Here is a 3,880-nt window from a genome sequence, read left to right on the forward strand (position 1 = left end):
CAAAAACACTGAATCCGAGTCAGCTTTTTTGCTTTTAGTGCTAGAACGCACCTGGACATAGCAAAATCTCCCGGAATCCCGGGATCCCTACAAAGTAGGTTTATTTTTACGCTCGGATTTTAGGGGTTTTTGAAGCCCTCTTGGTCGCTGCGTAGACGACCAAAGTTACCCTTTAAGGTATAAAGTAATTGAAGAAGATTAGCAATAAAATTTATTGTTTGTTTTTTTATGAGAGCCCCCTCAAACTCTTATTCGCACTCTCCAAATCCATGAGATACCCCCCCCCGCATTGATTGAAAGGACGAACAACCCTTTATCCGTGAGATCAAGCCCCTCAAAGAGGAAGCTTAAAGAAGAGTCTTGAAGGAATTTAAACCGTGATCCATTGAATCTTTGCCCCGCATCGCACTCATTTTTCATCTCCCCACTCAAATCCACGATCAAGATGATAAACGCGATTGACAATTGTTACTCCCTTTGCTGCCCAATGGAACAAGATAAGAGCGCCGCTCTCACCAGAGAAACAAAAAGCACGCAAATCCGCGCGCTTAACAGGTGCCTCTTTGTTGAAATATCAGAGCAACTTCTCTTTTCCATGAGATGTGTTGCCCTCTCGCCCATCGCGTTTTATCTCTGCCTCTCAAACGATTGAGTTCTTGAACAGGCATAAAACGATTTTCGAAAATCGTCTCTGTAATCTCTGTAATATGTGCGGGTTCTTTCAGCCTCGTGCCATAAACGCATTCAAACAACCTCCCTCAAGCAACTGCTTCCAAGAAGCCTTCCCCAAAACAACCTCTTTCAGGCAATCGCCTTCATCCCCCCTTCAATATCAGGATATCTTTGACAAGATTTACGCGGTTAACCGTTGAATCTTTGCACCACATCGCGCTAGTTTTTCTTCTAACCGCTCAAATCCACGATCAAGATGATAAACGCGATTGACAATTGTTTCTCCCTTTGCTGCCAATGCCGCAATCACCAGAGAAACAGAAGCGCGCAAATCCGTCGCCATCACAGGTGCCCCTTGCAACTTCTCTTTTCCATAGACAGTAGCTGTCTGTCCATCGAGTTTTATCTCTGCCCCTAAACGATTGAGTTCTTGAACATGCATAAAACGATTTTCGAAAATTGTCTCTGTAATATGCGCAACTCCTTCAGCCCGTGTCATCAATGCCATAAACTGCGCTTGAAGATCCGTTGGAAAAGCAGGATAAGGACCTGTTTTAATATCAACGGGCATAATTTTTGTGTTCCTTGGATTTCGTTTAACATGAAGACCATGAGGCTCTATTTGAATCTCGAGTCCTGTTTTTTGGAGCACCTTAAGCACTGTTGTGAGATGATTAGGATTGGCATTTTTAAGAAAGACATCGCCCCCCGCCATAGCCACCGCCATTGCATATGTCCCCGCTTCAATTCGATCCGCAATGACACGTATTCTTGTTCCTTGAAGTTTTTTGACCCCTTCAATGGTAAGCGTTGTTGTTCCTTCACCCGTTATTTGAGCCCCCATGGCGTTCAAGGTTCGAATAAGGTTTGTCACTTCTGGTTCACAAGCCGCATTCTCAAGAACAGTTGTTCCCTTTGCCATGGACGCCGCCATCAGCAGCACATGGGTTCCCCCCACCGTGACCTTGGGAAAACGGTAGTGAGCCCCTTTTAATCCCTTTTGGGCTTTTGCATGAACATATCCATTTTCAATCGCAATATGAGCGCCTAAAGTTTTCAGTCCTTCGAGGATAAAATCAACAGGTCTCGTTCCGATAGCACATCCTCCAGGAAGCGAAACATAAGCCTCTAAGCATCGCGCAAGCAAAGGTCCGATCACCCAAAAGCTTGCCCGCATTTTTTTCACCAATTCATATGGAGCCCGTGTTGTCGCTATTTTTTGCGCGGTAAAATGAATCGTTCTTGAATTGGCACCATCATCATTAAGCTCTTGTCCATCAACGGCATATCCAACGCCATGATTATTAAGAATGCGAATAAGCAATTCAACATCAGCAAGATGAGGAATATTTTCTAAAGTAAGCGTTTCTTCTGTCAACAGCGCCGCAATCATTAAAGGCAATGCAGCATTTTTTGCCCCTGAGATAGGAATTGTTCCCTTAAGTTTTTCCCCGCCAACAATTTGAATAGAATCCATATGTTTTCCCTCTTTTCCTTTACACAAGCTTTTCCAAAAGTTTTTTCCCTTTGGGAAAGTTATGCTTCATTAATCGTTTTTTAAAACGCATTCTAACGATGAGAACAACTTATTGAGAAGTTTGGTTGCAAAGATGCACTAAAAAAACATTTTTTTGCATTTTAGAGCTCTGATTGCGCTCTTTTTCGACTTTGTTCTTTTCGACGTTTTAGGTTTTGCCGCAATTGTTGCGCCAACCTTTCTTGACGTCGTTTTTGCTTTTCGTCTTGATGTTTCACTTCATCTTGCTTTTGTTTTCGATGCATTTGTGTCATTGCGCAACCTTTTGAGCAGTGTTGAGCTTCTATTCAAGCAACTCATGACCTTCAATATTACAAAGTATAAGAAACATTTATGTCATGACATAAGATACGTTTTCTTGCAAGAATATACAAATGTTCTCTTGCCTATTTTCTGACAATATGGCACAAGACAGCGCAAAGATTGAAAACGGCTGCGGTAGCTCAGTGGTAGAGCACTCCCTTGGTAAGGGAGAGGTCGAGAGTTCAATCCTCTCTCGCAGCACCATTTTATTTTTTTTCTTTTACCTCCCGCAGACGCTTTGTCTTCATTCCAAGCCCCCTTTCTTTCCCCTCCTTCAAAACACTGTCTGTTTTTATTCTAAAGCCTGTCTCGAAACGCTTAATGTGCTGGACCATTTTCTCCAAAGCCTCATTAAAACGACTAATTTCATTTTCCAGCTTGCTGATATAGGCTTCATCACGATAAGCCCGTTTAATCAAAGGAGGCATATCCGGCCAATAGAGCATTAAATCCACCCATTCGCGTTGAGAAATCCATAACCCTCCTTGACATTGTGCTTTATGTTCTTCTGGAAAACTCTTTTGCATGAAATGAGGAATCAAAATTTCAGGTTTTTTTGTCTTAATTTCCAACAATCCATTTTTTCCCACAAAAGCATCGGGAGAAAATCCTTTCCTGCGATCATCTGCTAACACAAAGCCAATACATTCCGGTTCTGTCTGTGTTAGTTTTCCATAAAGCTGTCGTGCGCTTGGTTCTAATTCTGTCCCACGTCGCTGAGAAAGCGTTGTTCCTTCTTCAACGGTTTTTCCGGTCATTCTTTCTCCTGCCAATTTCATCATCACAGCATGATATCGTGCCGTTTTTTGCCCCTGTTTTTTTTGTGCCATAACCATCTCAAACAAAGAAGCCGTAATCAAACCATTACGCACTTTCTGCCATTCCTCTGTTCCCTGAATACAATCGATAATGATCGGCATAATCTTTTTCCCCTTTATCCGCTGCTGCTTTACAGCATATGCTCTTTGAAACATCTCCGTTTATCTATCCTCAAACGCGTAACATCTTATTCATGCCGCTGAAAACGCAAGAGACGCCTCCCCCTCACAAGCCTTCCGCAAGCGCCTCACACACACTTTTCTCCCATGCCCCTCCTTTCTCCAGACGAGCTCACTGCATATCGGCTAAAAATTCCCCACAAAACGGCTCCCCCAATGAGTAAGCGCACACGAAGCACTCTTCTCTCACCAGTAAAAAAAACTTCGTCAGAAACTTGGTCATCATGAGGGGCTTTTCATTGCCCCCGAATACACACAACACCCAAAGCCCCCACAACCACAGCCCCTCTCTCACTTCCCGAACATCTTCCCCCAAACGACTTTCTTATCTCTCGCTTAGGCGCTCCCCTGAAAAGCCTTCCGCTATTTT

The 3,880-nt window shown here is 43.4% G+C and carries 3 protein-coding genes, 1 tRNA gene and 1 pseudogene; 1 reads left to right on the plus strand and 4 read right to left on the minus strand.

Translation table 11 applies throughout. The features are described from left to right. Nucleotides 1-409: 409 nt before the first annotated feature. The 3 genes and pseudogenes from BN338_RS12915 to BN338_RS11980 form a co-directional block, all read right to left on the minus strand. Nucleotides 410-707 (minus strand): annotated as a pseudogene (locus BN338_RS12915) (hypothetical protein); the annotation flags it as partial. 146 nt (nucleotides 708-853) lie between these two features. Further along, nucleotides 854-2,149 (minus strand): UDP-N-acetylglucosamine 1-carboxyvinyltransferase, encoded by a 1,296-nt coding sequence (gene murA, locus BN338_RS01330; RefSeq protein ID WP_039758291.1) that lies wholly within the window; start codon nucleotides 2,147-2,149, stop codon nucleotides 854-856. A 161-nt stretch (nucleotides 2,150-2,310) separates the two neighbouring features. Beyond that, a complete protein-coding gene (locus BN338_RS11980; RefSeq protein ID WP_198003654.1) occupies nucleotides 2,311-2,463 on the minus strand; it encodes a hypothetical protein in 153 nt (50 codons plus the stop codon). A gap of 178 nt (nucleotides 2,464-2,641) precedes the next feature. Between BN338_RS11980 and BN338_RS01335 the strand changes: the two genes are divergently transcribed. Continuing rightward, nucleotides 2,642-2,716: transfer RNA gene (locus tag BN338_RS01335), tRNA-Thr, on the plus strand. 2 nt (nucleotides 2,717-2,718) lie between these two features. Here the strand turns inward: BN338_RS01335 and BN338_RS01340 are convergent. Next, on the minus strand, nucleotides 2,719-3,432 hold the full coding sequence (locus tag BN338_RS01340) for a YqaJ viral recombinase family protein (RefSeq protein ID WP_039758293.1): 714 nt from the start codon (nucleotides 3,430-3,432) through the stop codon (nucleotides 2,719-2,721). Between the last annotated feature and the right edge of the window lie 448 nt (nucleotides 3,433-3,880).

The sequence above is a fragment of the Bartonella queenslandensis AUST/NH15 genome, from assembly GCF_000312585.1.
In the GTDB taxonomy this organism is placed as follows: Bacteria; Pseudomonadota; Alphaproteobacteria; order Rhizobiales; family Rhizobiaceae; genus Bartonella; species Bartonella queenslandensis_A.